At 36.3% G+C, this 16,759-nt stretch carries 15 protein-coding genes; 9 read left to right on the forward strand and 6 right to left on the reverse strand.

Translation table 11 applies throughout. The annotated features are described in order from the left end of the window. Window positions 1-261 precede the first annotated feature (261 nt). Genes QXL17_04965 through QXL17_04995 form a run of 7 tightly spaced genes read left to right on the forward strand, consistent with a single transcriptional unit; the run spans window position 262 to window position 5,035 of the window. Window positions 262-540 carry a 50S ribosomal protein L44e gene (locus QXL17_04965; GenBank protein MEM4258484.1) on the forward strand — a complete coding sequence of 93 codons (279 nt, stop codon included), beginning with the start codon at window positions 262-264 and terminating at the stop codon, window positions 538-540. A 5-nt stretch (window positions 541-545) separates the two neighbouring features. Beyond that, entirely contained in the window at window positions 546-722 is a 177-nt protein-coding gene (locus QXL17_04970; protein MEM4258485.1) for a 30S ribosomal protein S27e, read from the forward strand. An 11-nt stretch (window positions 723-733) separates the two neighbouring features. Further along, complete coding sequence (locus tag QXL17_04975; protein MEM4258486.1) at window positions 734-1,522, forward strand: translation initiation factor IF-2 subunit alpha; 789 nt, start codon at window positions 734-736, stop codon at window positions 1,520-1,522. Continuing rightward, the gene (locus QXL17_04980; protein ID MEM4258487.1) at window positions 1,523-1,684 is read left to right on the forward strand and encodes an RNA-protein complex protein Nop10; all 162 of its coding nucleotides are present in this window, start codon (window positions 1,523-1,525) and stop codon (window positions 1,682-1,684) included. Between the two features lie 4 nt (window positions 1,685-1,688). Further along, on the forward strand, window positions 1,689-2,453 hold the full coding sequence (locus tag QXL17_04985; protein MEM4258488.1) for a proteasome assembly chaperone family protein: 765 nt from the start codon (window positions 1,689-1,691) through the stop codon (window positions 2,451-2,453). 54 nt (window positions 2,454-2,507) lie between these two features. Continuing rightward, on the forward strand, window positions 2,508-4,241 hold the full coding sequence (gene argS, locus QXL17_04990) for an arginine--tRNA ligase (protein MEM4258489.1): 1,734 nt from the start codon (window positions 2,508-2,510) through the stop codon (window positions 4,239-4,241). Then, complete coding sequence (locus QXL17_04995; GenBank protein MEM4258490.1) at window positions 4,241-5,035, forward strand: radical SAM protein; 795 nt, start codon at window positions 4,241-4,243, stop codon at window positions 5,033-5,035. The genes argS and QXL17_04995 overlap by 1 nt, the downstream gene beginning before the upstream one ends. Before the next feature lie 9 nt (window positions 5,036-5,044). Here the strand turns inward: QXL17_04995 and QXL17_05000 are convergent, their stop codons facing one another. Continuing rightward, the gene (locus QXL17_05000) at window positions 5,045-5,569 is read right to left on the reverse strand and encodes a hypothetical protein (protein ID MEM4258491.1); all 525 of its coding nucleotides are present in this window, start codon (window positions 5,567-5,569) and stop codon (window positions 5,045-5,047) included. A 173-nt stretch (window positions 5,570-5,742) separates the two neighbouring features. On the opposite strand from QXL17_05000, the gene QXL17_05005 reads away from it, so the two are divergent. Both QXL17_05005 and QXL17_05010 read left to right on the forward strand, forming a co-directional pair. Next, on the forward strand, window positions 5,743-6,105 hold the full coding sequence (locus QXL17_05005) for a response regulator (protein MEM4258492.1): 363 nt from the start codon (window positions 5,743-5,745) through the stop codon (window positions 6,103-6,105). A gap of 104 nt (window positions 6,106-6,209) precedes the next feature. Continuing rightward, window positions 6,210-9,335, forward strand: coding sequence for a PAS domain-containing sensor histidine kinase (locus tag QXL17_05010; GenBank protein MEM4258493.1), 3,126 nt, complete (start codon window positions 6,210-6,212; stop codon window positions 9,333-9,335). Here the strand turns inward: QXL17_05010 and QXL17_05015 are convergent. The 5 genes from QXL17_05015 to QXL17_05035 all read right to left on the reverse strand — a co-directional run bounded on the left by QXL17_05015 (window position 9,328) and on the right by QXL17_05035 (window position 16,743). Then, entirely contained in the window at window positions 9,328-12,990 is a 3,663-nt protein-coding gene (locus QXL17_05015) for a NosD domain-containing protein (protein MEM4258494.1), read from the reverse strand. The genes QXL17_05010 and QXL17_05015 overlap by 8 nt on opposite strands. A 99-nt stretch (window positions 12,991-13,089) precedes the next feature. Beyond that, a complete protein-coding gene (gene cca, locus QXL17_05020; protein ID MEM4258495.1) occupies window positions 13,090-14,448 on the reverse strand; it encodes a CCA tRNA nucleotidyltransferase in 1,359 nt (452 codons plus the stop codon). After that, on the reverse strand, window positions 14,423-15,097 hold the full coding sequence (locus tag QXL17_05025) for a phosphatase PAP2 family protein (GenBank protein MEM4258496.1): 675 nt from the start codon (window positions 15,095-15,097) through the stop codon (window positions 14,423-14,425). Before QXL17_05025 ends, cca begins: the two co-directional genes overlap by 26 nt. Window positions 15,098-15,236: 139 nt before the next feature. Further along, complete coding sequence (thpR, locus tag QXL17_05030) at window positions 15,237-15,800, reverse strand: RNA 2',3'-cyclic phosphodiesterase (GenBank protein ID MEM4258497.1); 564 nt, start codon at window positions 15,798-15,800, stop codon at window positions 15,237-15,239. Window positions 15,801-15,909: 109 nt separating this feature from the next. Continuing rightward, window positions 15,910-16,743 (reverse strand): TatD family hydrolase, encoded by an 834-nt coding sequence (locus QXL17_05035; protein MEM4258498.1) that lies wholly within the window; start codon window positions 16,741-16,743, stop codon window positions 15,910-15,912. Window positions 16,744-16,759: the final 16 nt, after the last annotated feature.

A 16,759-nucleotide genomic window follows, 5' to 3' on the forward strand; every position in this document is an offset into this window, starting at 1 on the left:
GTGTCCTTTTCGTCCTCTGTTATTAGGTTTCCAAGGTGGAGGCAGTTGGTGTACCGCTTTGATCACCGCCTTGCTGAAATCGGCGGTGAAATTGCGGTTCACATGGTTCGCAACTGTTGGATTAATCTTTTTCTTTGCGCGTCCCATCCAATGAAAAAATGAATGTTTCTTCCTTAATTATCTATTTCGGGATGAAGCCGGGCTATCCGACATTTTTATATACCGTCCCTATTTACCCTTTACAATCGAACAGGGATTTCTATGGAGATACCACGAAAGATTAATACGTACTGCCCGTCATGTAAAAAACATACACTTCATGAAGTCGAAAAAATGAAAAAGCGTAAAGCAAGTGAGTTAAAGCAAGGTCAACGTCGGTTTAGACGTGTAACCGCAGGGTATGGTGGTTTTCCCAGACCAAAACCTGAAGGACGAGAAAAAACTACGCGGCGGGTTGGTCTGAAATTGATTTGTACGATCTGTAAAAAAATTCATCAGCCTCCAAGTCTTCGAGCAAAAAAATTTGAGATAGGAGAGTAAGGTTTATGCAACAACCAAAAAGTCGATTCGTAAAAGTACGATGTAACGACTGTGACAACGAGCAGGTTCTTTTTAATAAGGCAACGACTACGGTTCTGTGTCATATTTGTGGAAGTAAACTTGCAGTTCCGAATGGTGGTAAAGCAATTATCAAAGGAAAAATCCTCGAGATGATCGAATAAAGGATTGACGCATGCTGAAAAAAGAGTACCCTGAAGAAGGAGAACTCGTTGTTGGAACTGTTTTGCAAGTTCAAAACTTTGGGGCATTTGTTTCATTAGATGAATATCCAAATCGTGAAGGTTTTATTCATATCTCTGAGATTGCATCGGGATGGGTTAAACGTATTCGAAATCATGTTCGTGAAAAACAAAAAGTTGTCTGTCGTGTACAACATGTTGATGTCGCAAAGAACCATATTGATCTTTCATTAAAAAGAGTAAATGAACATCAAAAACGAGAAAAAATCCAAGAATGGAAGAACACTCAGAAAGCGCTTAAACTTTTTGAAATGGTTGCAGCAGCGATTGGTAAAACCGTTGATCAATGTTATAAAGAATTCGGAGATGATTTAGTAAAAAAATTTGGTTCTTTGTATAGTGCATTTGAAGAATGTGCGTATGATGCTTCTGTTCTAAAAAACGAAGGATTTACTGGAGAATGGACGAAGGCATTTGAAAAAATTGCAAAAGATAATATTTCTATCCCGTGGGTAGAAATTAAAGGAATGATCTATATCTCATCTTTCAGACCAGATGCAATAAATCATATTAAAGAGGCATTGCTGCTTGCTGAAAAAAGCGAGTTTGAGGATGTTACTATCGAGATTAAATATATTGGAGCACCGCGGTATCTCATTTCTGTGAAAGCGCCTGATTATAAAATTGCTGAGGATCAAATGAAAAAAGCGGTTGAACGCGCAAGTGCGTATATGAAAAAGCATAAAGGTGAATGTGAGTTTAAACGAGAGATTGAGAGTTAAATGAACCGAATTCATTATTGTCAACGCTGTAAAACATACACGTTACAGCCAACTTGCACTAGGTGTATGCAAAAAACAATTTTTCCACAGCCCGCTCGTTTTTCCCCCCAGGATAATTATGGAAAATATCGACGGGAATTAAAAAAAATCATAAAAGGATGATTGTATGGAAACAGTTATTGTTCGATATGTTGATAAAAAACCAAAACTGAAAAATCCGATTCTTATTGAAGGATTACCAGGTATCGGAAATGTTGGAAAACTTGCTGTTGAGCATCTCATTGAAATAACGCATGCAAAAAAATTTGCAGAGTTATATAGCAAGGATTTTCCCCCGCAGGTTTTTATTAATGCAGATGGCACGATCAAGCTTGTTAATAACGAGTTTTATTTTCTTAAAGCACAGAAACGAAATCAGCAGGATCTCATCTTTCTTACAGGTGATTATCAGGGTCTTTCTGCACAAGGTCAGTATGAACTAGCAAATACTATCCTTGATATCGCTGAAGACCTCGGAGTTAAATTTATTTTTACACTTGGAGGATATGGTTTAGGTCATGATATTAAAGAGCCAAAGGTTCTCTTTGCTGCAACTGATAAAAAGTTTGTAAAAACCATGAAACAATACGGTGCTGTATTCCGGAAAAATGAACCTGGCGGTGGTATCATCGGTGCCAGTGGTCTTCTTTTAGGTCTTGGACGACTTCGTGGTTTTGAAGGAACCTGTTTTATGGGTGAAACCCCCGGGTATCTTGTTGATCCTAAAAGTGCGAAGGCGGTATTAAAAATATTAATAAAAATAACTAATCTTGATGTCGATCTTTCACGACTTGAAGAAAAAGCAAAAGAGATTGAATATATCGCTCAGCAGCTTTCTGAAATGGAAACAATTGGAAAAGAAAAACCAGACGATATCAGGTATATCGGCTAAATCATTTTTAGATGATGCGATACCAAAATTCTTTAAATATCTACGGAATGCTGTATGTCCATGCAGTATGCCTTTGATCGTTGTAAACAATATATTCTTGAACAACTTCAGAGTATTCTTCCTAATTTTCCAGGAGAATTAAGGTTAGAGATCCCTCCAGATGAAACCTTTGGAGATTTTTCTTTTCCCTGTTTTCAACTCACATCGTTTCTAAAAAAACCTCCCCAGGTAATTGCAGGTGATCTTTCAGCAAAGATCAAAAAAAATATTCTTCTTGCTGACATTCAGGTTAAAGGTCCGTATATCAACTTTTTCATTAATACTGACTTCCTCGTATCAGAAACGTTGCACTCTATACTTTCATTACAAAAAACATACGGACATTTAAAGAAAAAAAATCTTAAAGTGATCATTGAGCATACCTCAGCAAATCCGAATGGTCCGTTGCATGTTGGCCGAGCTCGAAATCCGATTATCGGTGATACCCTTGTGCGAATTTTCAAAGCAGCTGGATATTCGGTTCAATCTCAGTTTTATCTTGATGATATGGGTAAGCAAGTCGCAATTCTCACGTGGGGTGTTCAACATCTTGATAAAAAAGACATCCAACAACCGTTCTATGATAAACCAGATCATATCTCGGTTAGTTATTATCAAGCTGCGTATAAAAAAATGCAGGAAGATGAAAATGTTTCAGAGGCCATTCATGAATTAATGAAAAAAGCTGAGCAGGGAGATAAACAGATTTTAGAATTAGCAAAGCAAGCATATACTCCTGTGTTAGAAGGTATTCAAAAGAGTTTGAAACGTATCAATATTACTATCGATCAATATATTCCTGAATCTCAATTTGTTCATGATAAAAGTGTTGAAATTGTTGTGAAGCAGCTTAAAGAATCACCGTATGCTCATCAAGAGGACAAGGCCTGGTATCTTGATTTAGAATCTTTTGGAATCCAAGGAAGAAATACCAAGTTTTTTTTCGTACGACAGGATGGTACCACCCTATATGCAACTCGAGATATTGCATATCATCGTTGGAAAGCGACGCAAGCTGATCTGTTAATTAATATTCTTGGTGAGGATCATAAACTTGAATCAAAACAAGTTGCAATCGCGTTGCAGATACTTGGTGTCAACAAGATTCCAACTGTTGTTTTTTATGCATTTGTTTCACTTCCTGAAGGAAAAATGTCGACCCGACGGGGGCGCGTTGTTTATCTTGACGAGCTCATTGATGAATGTATTGAACACGCATATGTTGAAGTGAAAAAACGCCGAGGTTCAGAATTGTCTGAAGCACAGATGAAAAAAATCGCTGAAATTGTCGGTCTTGGATCCTTACGGTATAATATTATTAAAGTCCAGCCTGAGAAGGATATCGTTTTTACCTGGGAAGATGCATTAAACTTTGAGGGAAATGCAGTACCCTTTATTCAGTATGCCCATGCTCGTGCGTGTAGCATTCTTGCCAAAGCGGATGACCGTTCATCAGATATATTTTTTTCAAATCTTCTCATCCATCCTTCTGAAATAAAACTGGTTAAACAATTAGCTCGATATCCAAATGTTATTGAGGCAGCTGCGCAAGGATTTAAACCCCACCTCATTGCTAATTATCTAAATGATATTGCTTCAGCTTTTAATCAATTTTATCGTGACTGTCCTGTTCTTTCAGAGACCAATCTTGATCTTCAAAAATCGAGACTAGCTGTGGTACATGCATCAAAAATTGTTCTGGGTAATGCTCTGGATCTTCTTGGGATCGCCGCTCCAGAGGAAATGTGATGATTGAATATAAGACGATACAATGTGATTCTCTCATTCGCAGCATTACTCATAGGGATTCTCTTTTTCGAGGAGGTTACTGTATTGATCCTTATCAAAATTGTGAGTTTCAATGTACGTATTGTGATTCATCTTTCGATCCGAAAATTTATGTAAAAATCAACGCTGTTGAAATTCTTAAGCAAGAATTACCTTCTCTTGAAAAAAAACGCATTATTATCGGTTCGGTTCATGATCCATATCAAAACGCTGAAAAAAAATATGAACTTACAAGAAACATCTTACAGGTTCTTCGAGAGTATCAATTTCCTTGTCATATTCTAACAAAATCATCATTGATACTTCGAGATATACCTCTCTTGGAAACAATGGATTGTTTAGTAACTATTAGTTTTATTTCAATTCAGGAGAAGATCAGGATGCTTTTTGAACCAAATATAGCGTCATCTCAGGAGCGTTTAGATGTTTTACAAACACTCACAGCTCACCATATCCCTGTAGGTGCTGCCCTGATTCCAATACTTCCCTATATCAGTGATACTGAGCTTTCTTCTTTGCTTGAAAAATTTAAACAATATGGTGCACAATATGTTCTCCATTCGTTTCTCGAACTCAAAGGTGATCAAAAAGAGAAGGTATTTACGATAATCACTGAACATTTTCCTCACCTTACTCAGGAATATAAGAACTTATATGCGAAGGCTATGAAACCAACAGGATCGTATATTCAGCATATCACAAAACAGATTCATAATTATTGTTTAACTTTCGATATTCCTGAGTATATCGAATAAAAGAAAAAATTATTTTTTCTTCATTTTTTGTTTTAGTACGCGATCAATTGCTTCTCGCTCATCTGATTCGACGATAAGTCCTTCTGAATAATCAACATTTTTCTTTTTAATAATCTCATCGATTGTTTTTTCATCAGCTTGGACAAACATCCGTTCTTCAGTGGTTCTTTCTTTAGGAGGAATCGTTGTTTCACTGTTTCCTACAATATCAAGTTCCAGCGGGTTTGGTGGTGATTTCTTTTTTTCATAGATATCATCAAAAGCACTTTGAAGATGAGTCGAAGATGTTTGTTCTTGCGTCGCAAGAGGTGTATTTTGTTGATTGATATTTTGATTTTTTCTAAATCTTGTTATCATTTCGAATGATTCGATAATGAAATTTATTTCTTCTTCCGTTGGGGTCCAAATGATATTATTTTTTTCAAAGTTAAAATTCGGAGCGTTTTGATCAAATTGAACTTTTAATATAAATTTTTTATTTTGTACATTTTTTTCTATCTGAATTTTTACATAGATATTTTCGTTTTCATCCATTGCAGTATATCTCTCCGATGACCACAACCATTATTGTTTATGAGTGCTTATATTTTTCTTTTCTTTGGTATATGTTTATTCTTTATATAATCAATGCATTTAAAAATAGATATGTGATTGCTTATTTGAATAAGCGCAAGACGTTGTATCTATTATGGATGAGGAGATATAGCATGAAAAAAATAATGGTTGTCGATAATGAGCCAGATATTGTTGATCTAACTCGCACCGTTCTTGAACTTGGTGGTTATCAGGTTATTCCAGCGTATAGCGGTGAAGAATGTCTTCGAAAACTCGAAAAAGAAAAAGTTGATCTTGTTCTTTTGGATATCATGATGCCTGGAATGAGTGGATGGGATGTTTTCAATCGAATCAAGAAAAAAAATACCGACACCAAGGTTGCATTCATGAGTGTACTTGAAATATCAGATAAACGAAAACAAGTTTTATTGGATGAAGGACTTGCTGATTACATTATGAAACCGTTTGATAAAGATTCGTTACTGGATCGTGTCGATAAAATATTAAATAAATAAACGTTTCATAAAAGGGTATTAAAAAAAGGATTTACAAAGGATGGGTGCAAATATATCAAAAAGATCAAAACAGTTTTTCTTAGCAAATATGTAAGGGATGCACAATGAAACACGAACCAGATATCGTTCGACAACTTCGTGAAGACGAAAGAATCGGTTTACTTAATATCGAGAAAAAGGAGACGTATGTTAACGAGGGCAGATCGATCAGTAATTCTGTTGTTAGCAGTTCATATACTCAGGATATGTATGTTCAGCAGGAACAATCATCTATTCATCAGAAAAAAATCGATATCGGGAGTATTGAAGAAAAATATAAAATTTTATTTGATAATTTTATTGTTGCGGTAACACTTGTTGATCAAAATGAGCGAATTATATCCTGGAATAGTTACGCTGAGGAACTTCTTGGGATGAATGAAAAAGATTTGTTTATGTGTCCAGTTAAAAACTTGTATCCTGAAGAAGAATGGAAAAAGATACGTTCAGAGAATATCCGTCAAAAAGGTATTAAATATCGTATGGAAACTCAGATAATAAAAAAAGATAACACGATCATCGATGTCGAGTTATCAGTATGTGTTTTGCATGGTGCCGAAGGGAAAACTGTTGGCTCTGTTGGTATTATAAAGGATATTACACAACTTAAAAAAACGGAAAAAGAATTACGTGAATCTGAAGAAAAATATCGTACTATTTTTGAGAATTCAGCAGTAGCAATAACACTAACCGATGCACAAGAGCGTATTATTTCTTGGAATAAGTATACAGAATATCTGCTAAATATGGATAAAGAAGATTTATTTATGAAACCTGTCTCTTCCTTGTATCCTCCTGAAGAATGGCAGAAAATTCGATCTCAAAACATCCGACAAAAAGGGATGCAGCATCATCTTGAAACAAAAATTATTCGTAAAGATAATCAGATTTTTGATGTAGCGTTATCACTGAGTGTTTTGAAAAACCATCAAGGTGAAATAATTGGTTCTATCGGTGTTTTAAAAGATATCACGGTACAAAAAAGGATGAAAGAAGCTTTAGAACTATCTGAGAAACGGTTTAAAAATTTATACGAGAAGGCACCAGTTCCATATCATACACTTTCTCCCGAAGGTATCATTACTGATGTCAATGAAAAATGGTGTCAAATCCTAGGTTATTCAAAAGAAGAAGTAGTTGGAAAGTCAATCTTTGATTTCATTGATAAGACTGAACAGGAATCTGCTCGGAACTCCTTTGCTCAAAAGATCTATAGTAAAAAACCATATGCTGGTGGTAATGAACGGAAGTATCTATCAAAAGATGGTCGAGAACATATTTTTGTTATTCATGATTTTTTACAATTTGATAACGATTTCAATATTAAGTCAATCAGTACAATTATGGAGGATGTCACCGAAAGAAAAAAAGTTGAACAAGAATTATTAATTAAAGAACGAGCGGTGAATTCATCTCTGAGTGGCATAGCTATTTCTGATGCGTCTGGTAAACTTAGATATGTAAATCCATCTTTGCTTGCAATGTGGGGATATACTTCTCCAGATGAGGTGTTGGGAAAAAATACATTTGATCTCCTGCATTCAAATGATCATACTCGTTCTGCAGTACAAACCTTAAAAGAAACTGGACGTTGGTTTGGTGAGATGGCTGCTATAAAAAAAGATGGTTCAATATTCACAGTTCAGGTTTCTGCAAATCTCGTTTCCGATGCCGCGGGGGAAATTCTTGGTATTATGGCTTCCTTTGTTGATGTAACTGAACAAAAAAGGTCTCAAGCAATACTTCGTGAAAGTGAAGAGAAATATCATGCTATCTTTGATTTATCACCACAGGCAATTATTATATTAGATTATACGGGATGTATAGTTGATTGTAATAATAAAATTACTAGTTGGCTTGGTTATACAAAAAAAGAGGTTATTGGAAAAATTGTCTTTGAGCTGCCCTTTTTAACTGAGAATAGTAAAATGCTCGCGCGAAAAAATTTCCTTCAACGAATACAAGGAGTCGATGTTCCACCGTACGAATTAGATTTTTTAACAAAAGCCGGTGAAAGAAGGATCGGTATGATTTATGCAAGTCCGCTTCGAGATAAAAACAATAAAATAACGGGAGATCTTGTTGTTGTCAATGATATAACTCAACGTATGCAGGTTTGGGAAGAACTGGTTAAATCTGAAGAAAAATATCGAGTTCTTGCAGAGACTTCTGCAGATGGGGTCTTTACTACAGATACCTACGGGCGGTTAACTTACGTTAATCCATCTCTTGAAAAGTTGATGGGGCGGCGAAAAAGTAAGATTCTTGCAACACCGTTTCGGAATTATCTTTCAGAATCATCAGTGTATTTATTCCAACAGGTGATGCTTGATGTTCGGAAAAAGGATTGTAAAATTGAAAATGTTCAGTTGGGTTTACAGCATGAAGATGGATATGAAGTTCCTATTGAGGTTAATATCGCTCCGTTAAAAAAAGATGGTAAATTTATTGGTATCGAATGTACTGTTCGGGATATTACCGAAAGAGAAAGAGTTGTTCGCGAGTTGAAGAAATCAGAAAATCTCAGAACAGAGTTTATGAATATTGCTGCTCATGAATTGAAATCTCCTGTGACACCGATTAAAGGATATCTTGAGCTCATTGCATCAGATCGGGAGGTAAATGATAGAATTAAAAACTGGGCCCGTATCAGTCTTCGAAACACAGAACGGTTATTGCATCTCATCAATGATATTCTTGATGTTTCCCGTCTTGAGACTGATACCATGCGTTTTAATATGGAGCGGGTTAATATAGTTGAAATTTTACAAGATGCAGCTGAAGATATTCTTCCTGCGATTCATAATAAAAATCTGAAATTTCATAAGGAATTCCCTGAACAACTGCCTGAAGTTCTTGGTGATAAATGTCGTCTGTCTCAGGTATTAAAAAACTTATTAGTAAATGCCGTAAAGTTTACTGATTATGGTTCAATTACCTTGCGAGCAGAAGAAAAAGAAAATTATATTTTCATCTACGTTGAAGATACTGGGATTGGTATATCGAACAATGAACTTCAAAAAATATTCCAAAAGTTATACCAAGCGTATACCGGTGAAGATCGGAAAAATGAAGGTATGGGCCTGGGGTTATTTATCTGTAAGGAGATTGTAAAAAAACATCGCGGTGAGATTTGGGCTGAAAGTGAAGTTGGAAAAGGTAGCAGATTCATTATTAAGCTGCCTATTTGAAAAATGCTGGGTTAAAGATATAAAACGTCATTTCACCTGTTGATGCACTGTTTCCTTGTTGGTCATATACTTTTGTTTCAAGAGTATGTTTCATAATTGCTTTTTCGTCCCATTTCCAGAAGTATGGTGGTGCCGTTAGCGTTTCTTTTAGTTGGCCATCTACAAAGAATTCTGCTTTAGTAATGTTTGGTTCGTTGATTTGGATGCTTACTGGGCCAATAATTAAGGTTTTTATAAATGGAATAATTTTTTTATTTTTGATATAGATAAAATCATCAAGGGTGACCTGTTTGATCCTGAACCAAAGGAGGATTATTGCTATAGTTGCGATAAAACCTCCGATGATGAGGTACATCCCGTATTTTTCGAAAAAGCTTTGCTGAGGGGGCGGTACATACGCGAAATAGAAATAGGTTACCATAGAAGATATATGTCCTTTGCCTTGGAGTGCTTGTGCATCGAGCTCAAGAGTGTATGTTCCATCTTCCAGGTATCCGGGGGGTGTGTATGTGAACACTTTGTTATCTGTGGTAATTAATTTTGGTTTGATATTTGTTGATCCGAAAGCTGCGTAGGTAATTGTTACGGGTACAGAAAATGTTATGTAAACTGTTGGTGAATCTTCGTTGATAATTCCACCATCACCTGGAGAAAATAGTGGCTCTGTTAAAGGTGGGTATATTCCTTTACATACTATTTGGTACGTTGTTTCTGGATCGTCGAGGAAAAATATTTTTCCGTTTTTCCGCCAGATTAAATCAGGAGAAATGATCCGCTCATTTGCACGAATTGTTATTGTCGCATGAGGATAGACATCGGTGATTTCTATAAACATCCATTGTACTTTTTGAATTGATATGAAGAATAGTGCTGTTTCTTCTTCTTCGTTGATGATTGTCTTGTTGATCGATCCAATTGTATAATTTACTAGAAGGATCTCATCGGTTGTTGTATTCCAGATAAACTCTGGAACTATGGTATCATCAACTGAGAGTAAAAAGGAGATATTTCCACTCAGATTGAGATATCCTGGATGTGTTACTTTGAGAATCTTGTTTGGATCGACAAATGTATCGACGATTTCATCGCCATTTGAATCATAGGCATAAAAATTTTGTAATAGGGTTATATTAAATGTTTCGGAGATAAAAATTTTTGTGATATCTGAAGTTGTTATTTTTGTGAAATTGTATATTTGTACATACGTGGTATTCGTTGCTGTTCTTTGTTCATTATCGGTTACAGTCAAAGTTACGGTATAGTTCCCGTTGGTGTAGTAGGTGTGAGTTGGTGTTGCTCCGTATCCCTTGGTTCCATCTCCAAAAATCCAAGAATAATTTGTGATTGCGCCATCGAGATCAAAGCTGTTTGTTCCATCAAAAACTACTGGTTGGAGGACAAACCCGTGGTATGGTCCTCCATGGTGAGAATAAGGATTTTTTGTGGTATTACTATTTCCGTTGGTATCGTTTGCCGCAATAATGCAGTACAACCGTTCAGGTGACCCGCTTGGAATAATGACTTTCTTATAATAATTGTTGCCCAGATGATCCATAGGTACTGATCGTGTTTTACTTCCTTCATACCAATATTGAATAATGACATTTGCAACAGCAACATTATCATTTATAATTGCTGAATAGGTGTAGCTTCCAGGGATTTCATCAAATGATTTTCCATGTTGTATAAGGTGAATGGTTGGTGGTTGCGTATCAATTACTGGAACTGTTTTTTGAGTAGTTTTAACAGCATTGCCCCAATGGTCTCTCGCGTAGAAATAGTAGGTGAGCGGCGTTGTAGTATTGTCAAGAATAATATACTGCTTTTCAGGCATAACAAAATAATTTTTACGATAAGTAACGAGAGAGTTATTTCCACTTTTTCGTCCATGACTCCAAATAAAAAAAACTTGAAGATCGGTTGCGTTATCTTGGTCATCGGTTACAGTTGCATTTACCGCGAAGATTGAGGATGGAGCTCCTTTTGTTGGAGAGTTATCAACTACTGTTGGTGGTGTTCCTTCACGTATTGAAAACGAGTCTGTACTTGATTTTTTCCAACTCCTTGCATCATGTGCTGCAATGTAATATGAATACTCACCGATCGGAGAAAATTGTTTGCGACAGAAATAGGTATTACCTGTTTTATTTTGTGTTATTGAAATATTCGATATTTGGTTCTTTGGGTTGGTGATTATAAGATAGACACCTTTGACGTTCATGTTATCAGTGACTACAGCAGAGATGTTCGTATAACTGCCAATGATTTGTATTTCTGGATTTGCTTGAATTGAAGAAATTATTGGATCGGTACCATCAAGCAGAGGGCCATAATCTTTATTGTCATTAAAAATCGTATATTCAGTATCTGCTAAACCATCGTTGTTGAGATCATAGGCGCCCTCACTTGTTTCGTCGAAATCATCCCAGTAATTGCCGCATTTAATAGGACCACCAGCTTTATTGGTGCCGTTTATTTTTGAAATATTCCATTGATTTCTGTTGATACTTTTATCGCGAGCATTTCGTGTATTGTGATGAAAATAATTATTATAGATGCGATTCCGCAAGGTATAAAAATCAAGATCTGCCCCATATTGTGTATTTCGGTAGATTTCATTTTCTTGAATCAAATTATCGGTAGAGTTGTGGAGGCGGATTCCTGCAACAGTATTATATCCGATGAGGTTGTTTAGTATGGTGTTGTTGTTGTCAGCCGTCAGAAACACCCCATCTCTGTTGTTATGGGTGATAGTATTGTTCTGGAGAATATTGTAGGATCCGACGATCATAACTCCATAGTTTGAGTTTTTTCGGATGGTATTTGAATTAACCGTGAGACTCCAGCTTGAGTTTTCAAATACAAGTCCTGAGTTTCCATTGAGATACATTGTATTGCCTGCAATTGTGGAATGATTACTATAGTCATTGATGTAGATCCCATGTTTTGTATTTTTGGAGCAGTTGTTGTTTCGTATGATATTGTTGTCACAACTATGATCTAGATAGATGCCGTTGAGGTTGTTGTTTTGAATGATGTTGTTGTAAATTTTATTGTCGCTTGAGTAGTTATACAGATAGATTCCATTGTAATTGTTTTTTATCGTATTGTAACTAATATTTTTGTTTGCATTTGAACGATTCAGATAAATTCCATCGCGAGCATTATCCTGTATGATGTTGTCGTAGATGAGATGCCCGTGTGATTTGTTGAGATAAATCCCGTGGTATCCATTTGAGATGATATTGTCAGTGATTATTGAATTGTTGCCTTGGATGTTGATGATGCTACTTTCTTGGGTTGTGCTACTGCTTTTGATGGTAAAATGGCTGATATTGACGTTATTTGCAATGATTTTTATTACTGTTTGTGCATTGTTGCCGTTGATGATTGTGATATTTCTTCCTTCCCCAAAGAGATCTATTTTTTTATTGATGATAATGCTGCCTGTGTAAGTTCCGTTGTAAACAAATATTCTATAACCATCAGTTGCATTGTTGATTGCGTCTTGGATTTTGGTGTATTGTTCTCCTGCGCCAACATAGAGAGTTGGCGGGGTGTTTGCTTGGCTCATCTCAACAAACGGTGATAGGGCATACAATATGTTGGTTGCTAAGAGGATAATGCAACAAAGTAACACTCGATGGTTTCTCATCCCTTCCTTCTGCATATGTAGTTGCATATGCATATCAACTTACATAATAAAAACGTTCCTATGTTGTCATTAGATTAATCGTTCTCCTTGTTTTTTGATTTATTCCCAGGGATTTTTTTTGGACAAATATCGCGTCCATTGGAGTACTAAGCTCTTTTTAATGATGCTATTTTTATTCAGGATTTTAAATTTGTTCTTCTGGATTATTTCATCGATGTGTTTTCCAAGACTTTGTTTTTTGAGCTGCTCATGAATGAGTTGTTTGATTGTTATGTATTCCCGTTTGATTTCTACATAGAGTTTATTGTTTTGTATGTATGGTTTTTTGATGGTGTTTGGATTATCTTGCCATTTTTTTCTAAAATCGTTTACATGATGTGTTAACTGGAGTGGAGGTCCTTCGTGGATAACTGTTTTGGAAAGTATTTCTTGATGTGGTTGAAGAATCAGATATATGCTTTTTGTATCAATAAAAAATGTTGAATCGAGAATGTGAAAATTGTACCGTTCACATAACTCGGTGATTGATCTAAGTGCTTTTCGTATTTGGGGATATAAATTCTCCGGGATTATTTTCGGTTTTTCGAGTTGTAGCACAAGGTAGTTTTTATTTTTTATTGTATTGTATATTTGTTGTTTTGACCATGGTTTGATTGGTTTTGGAAAGAAGAATGTTGTTTTTGGTTGTTTGAGATATTCTATGCAGGCTTTTTTGTAGAGGTTGAATTTCTCGATGGATACTGCTGAGGCAACATTTCGTGTTGGATCTATTGGGTCTATAAAGATGAGCGGGGTATCAAATGAGGCGGTTTTATCAGTGGTTAAGGTAAGATATTCTCCGTAGTCCCAATGTTGCGCGTGTTGAATAAGGTTGTAGAATGTCCCATAGTTAAGTATCAGAAGTTCACAGAGATATCCTGAAAATCCCTCAATTTCTGCTTCAGCACCGTAGCATCCAATTCCTTTGAGAAATTGTTTAAGAAGTCGAACTTGGTTTTTTTGGTGTTCCTTGAGGTGTTGTTGTATATATTTGGTATGCAGTGGGGTCCTGTCAACTGCTGATAGTTTTTGGGTTGCTGTTTCTATTTGATAGCAGGGGACAATTTCTGTTTTAAATCCTCTGAAATAACCTCGTACGTACGGATGTTCTGCGTAGCATTCTTCTTGTTTGTTCAGTATTTTTTTTCCGATGAGAAGTCCTTGTTTTTCGAGGTGTTCTCGTGGTGTTGATCGTGGGAATACAATAAATGCATCGATATCAAGATTATTTTTTAAAAAAGTATCTTTTGCGGTTGATCCAACAAGTTCCACAGTTGCAGGTATTTTCCTTTTTTTAAGTTCGCGATTGATGGTTGTGATTAACACAGTAATTGTTTTAAACAGCTCTTTTCGTTCTTTTTTGGTTGGGATGATTTTTTTCAATACTTGTTTTTCAATGTGTTCGTGATTTACTGTCATTTTGTTCTCCTGCTATTGCTTTTTTCAGAATATATGAAACTATAAAGGCAACAATAGCGCCGGTTAGTACATCGGTTAACCAGTGTATCCCTAAATAGATAACGGCGATAATGACGCAGATTGCACAGAACGTCATAAAATATTGAAGTTTTTTATTGGTCGTCAGCATCACGGACATTGCAAGTAGGATGGTCATTGCAGTGTGGAGCGAGGGGAGACAGTTGTTGGTGGTGGTTGTCGCATAAAAAAAATGTTCTATTCCTGGTATTGCTGAGTTGAGTGGTGAAATGCTATGATAGTACGTATACACGTTGGTTATGGGTATAAAGAGATAGAAGGGTAATGCACAGAGATAAATTAGAGCTAATCCATATGAGAATAGTTTCAGAGCTTTCCTGGTATCAGTAATAAGGAAGTAGAGTGGTGTAAACCAGAGAGTAAAGGGATAGACTATGATATACATGATAACTAAGAAATATGCAAAAATAGGATGCGCTTGCTGAGACAGCGAATAAACAATCTCGTTTTCAAATGATATGATATACTGAGTAAAATCATGGTTAACGAGCTGTGTTATAGGAGCGTCAATAAAACTTACTTCTATAAGATGAAGAATCGTCACCCCGATGATGATGAGGACATATCGCATGTATTTTTTTAATTGTGAAAACCAGGGTATAGAAAATATCTTGTTGTGTGGTTTTGGGATGAAGAGAAGAATACTTATGATGAAAAAAACCAGCTGACTTAGTCCGAGAATAAGGAGCCATATCGGTATCGTACGTGCTTCACCTTCTGAGCAGTTGTATCTCTTGGAGTGTTGTGTATTGTGGTCCCTGGGGGGTTAGATTGCTTTTTTTTAGTTTAATTGTGGTAATTTCTTGTGTGCCAAAGAGGGTTGTGCTATATTCGTTGAGTAGAGCGCGGAGTTGTTGTTTGTTGTTTACGGTTCGGACTCGGCCGATGGTGAGATGCGGTGAAAAATTTTTGCTTTCTTTGGGAAATCCTAATGGTTCGAGTTCTTGGTTGATGATGTCAGCAAGTGTTTTTATCGGTTTGCTATTTTCAATACCAACCCAGATAACTTTTATATAGTTTTCATGCGGAAAAACACCGGCTCCCTGCAGGGTGATCGTGAATGGTGGAGTTTGGTTGCTTGCTTTGTGTATGATCGTTGTGATTGGTTCTATTTGAGTTTCTTCAACTTCACCAAGAAATTTGAGCGTGATATGGAGTATTGTAGGGTTGACAAGTTTTATATCGACTCCTGATTTTTTGATTTTCTCCTGAAATTCAGAAATTAAGGTATTTGGTCTGATGTCGATTGCAATGAAACCTCGAAAAGTCGTCATCAGTTTTTTCACCTCACCTGATAAGATTACTTATGGGTTTTGGGTTTAAAACTCTACTGTTTTCTTCGCTTCAAAGACTGTGTAGACGTCGTTTCCTTAAGATGGCTGTTTATTCTGAAAGATCAATACCATATGTTTTTTGAGGTAGGTTTTTATGAATTTCATATGCTTGTTGTTCAGTCATTATCCCTTGTTTGAGGAGGTTTTTTGTTCTATTTGGAACTGTTTTTGGACTGAGTACTGCACCGGGTCGTAAGGGGTCATCGATATAGTCAGTTTCCATGAGAAATCGAGAACCTTTCTTGAGCGCTTCAATAATGTTCTTTTTGCTTGCCAAAACAGAGGGAAGCAGTCCATAGTTCTCTTGCTCTGTTATAAGTGGCGGGGCATAATGTTTAACAATTTTTTCTACAGGAAACTGGATGTTTTGTGCGATTGTTACAAGTTCTTTACATAGTTGTGGTGTTGTACTTTCTGTATGAAGCACAACAGGCACCCCTGCGTCTTTTGCTTGGATCATACCAGAGATCATGATTTCATTTGAATCAGAAATTGTTTGTGCATCTACTGGAAAATGAGGTCGTCCAATTTCACCGATTGCTATACATTTATGTTCTCTGCAGAGTTGTGCTGCATCTTCCATACCTTTTTTCATAATTTCTAAGGTTTTTTCTCGACCGATATGATCTCGTAATATAAGATAGTCAACAGGGTATGGACCCACGGTCACAAAGACGGTTATCTCGATTTTTTGTTGTATTTCTTCAGCCATGCGTAGTGTGTCTTGGTACAGTATTCGATAGTTTTTTTCGCGGAGTACTTTTTGAGGGTTGGGGTATTGACAGAGTATGCAATGGGTGCCGCCTGCTTGTTTGAATTCTCGTATTGCTTCTAGAAATCGTCCGTCTCGTCGGAGATGAAGATGGTTGTCAAAATATATCACGTTTTTCTTCCCTCGA

The sequence above is a fragment of the Candidatus Thermoplasmatota archaeon genome, assembly GCA_038884455.1.
Classification (GTDB): domain Archaea; phylum Thermoplasmatota; class E2; order DHVEG-1; family DHVEG-1; genus JAWABU01.

Bases quoted from the DNA above. Each gene is read 5' to 3' on its own strand.
- QXL17_04970 (MEM4258485.1), top strand. From the start codon at position 546: ATGCAACAACCAAAAAGTCGATTCGTAAAAGTACGATGTAACGACTGT.
- QXL17_04975 (MEM4258486.1), top strand. From the start codon at position 734: ATGCTGAAAAAAGAGTACCCTGAAGAAGGAGAACTCGTTGTTGGAACT.
- argS (MEM4258489.1), top strand. From the start codon at position 2,508: ATGTCCATGCAGTATGCCTTTGATCGTTGTAAACAATATATTCTTGAA.
- QXL17_05025 (MEM4258496.1), bottom strand. From the start codon at position 15,097: ATGCGATATGTCCTCATCATCATCGGGGTGACGATTCTTCATCTTATA.
- QXL17_04980 (MEM4258487.1), top strand. From the start codon at position 1,523: ATGAACCGAATTCATTATTGTCAACGCTGTAAAACATACACGTTACAG.
- QXL17_04965 (MEM4258484.1), top strand. From the start codon at position 262: ATGGAGATACCACGAAAGATTAATACGTACTGCCCGTCATGTAAAAAA.
- QXL17_05005 (MEM4258492.1), top strand. From the start codon at position 5,743: ATGAAAAAAATAATGGTTGTCGATAATGAGCCAGATATTGTTGATCTA.
- QXL17_04985 (MEM4258488.1), top strand. From the start codon at position 1,689: ATGGAAACAGTTATTGTTCGATATGTTGATAAAAAACCAAAACTGAAA.
- cca (MEM4258495.1), bottom strand. From the start codon at position 14,448: ATGACAGTAAATCACGAACACATTGAAAAACAAGTATTGAAAAAAATC.
- QXL17_05015 (MEM4258494.1), bottom strand. From the start codon at position 12,990: ATGAGAAACCATCGAGTGTTACTTTGTTGCATTATCCTCTTAGCAACC.
- QXL17_04995 (MEM4258490.1), top strand. From the start codon at position 4,241: ATGATTGAATATAAGACGATACAATGTGATTCTCTCATTCGCAGCATT.
- QXL17_05000 (MEM4258491.1), bottom strand. From the start codon at position 5,569: ATGGATGAAAACGAAAATATCTATGTAAAAATTCAGATAGAAAAAAAT.
- QXL17_05010 (MEM4258493.1), top strand. From the start codon at position 6,210: ATGAAACACGAACCAGATATCGTTCGACAACTTCGTGAAGACGAAAGA.
- thpR (MEM4258497.1), bottom strand. From the start codon at position 15,800: ATGACGACTTTTCGAGGTTTCATTGCAATCGACATCAGACCAAATACC.